Genomic DNA, 742 nt, shown 5'->3' on the forward strand with positions numbered 1-742 from the left:
CCTATTTTATCGCTCCAATTTTTATATGAAACTAACTTCGCTTCACTCGCAGTAGGAGCCCATAAGCGGAACTTTGTATGTTGCGGAGTATATACATTTCCTAAATCATTACCACTATAATAAAATAGATTATCAAATTCTTCGCTACGAATGACTTTACCGATTTCAATATTCGCATCAGCTAAGTTTGCTATTTTAACTTTGTATGTTTGTTTTAAATCAATTTTCTGTTCCGTAATTATTTTAACCTTATTAGTAATATCTCCACTATTTTTATCATAAGGACTAATTCCCTTAATTTTAACGCCTTCAATTTCAATTTTCTGTTCCTTACTATTAAACGGAACATTAGTCGTTACAGTAATTTCATTAAAACTATCAATAGTAGCTTTTTGAATTGAGAGATCCGAAGAAGGCTTAGAATCATATACTTTTTCATCACCCGAAAGGATCCATACTTCAGCACGACCATCCCTTATATTTTCAACCCAGTGATCACCTCCATCTTTTTCCCATTCATTGGTACGAACTATAAACCCTACACGATTATAGTCACCATCTATTTTTATCTTAGCGTATTTTCCAAATTCATCTTCACCAGTAAATTCATAAGATTTACCGTTTGCATTTTCTCCCCATACCCAAAGATTCCAGTCTTTTGTATTTCCAGATTTCTCTTTGTAATGAATGATAACTTCAGTTGTTTTCGAATTTGAAACTGCCTTCACACTCTGAAAAGAGA

At 32.7% G+C, this 742-nt stretch carries 1 protein-coding gene; it reads right to left on the reverse strand.

The window, feature by feature from the left end:
* Positions 1 to 742 (reverse strand): pullulanase-associated domain-containing protein (locus AC1DTM_RS29965; RefSeq protein WP_477001645.1); only part of this gene is annotated, 742 nt, incomplete at both ends.

This window comes from Bacillus sp. P4_D3 (assembly GCF_056401855.1).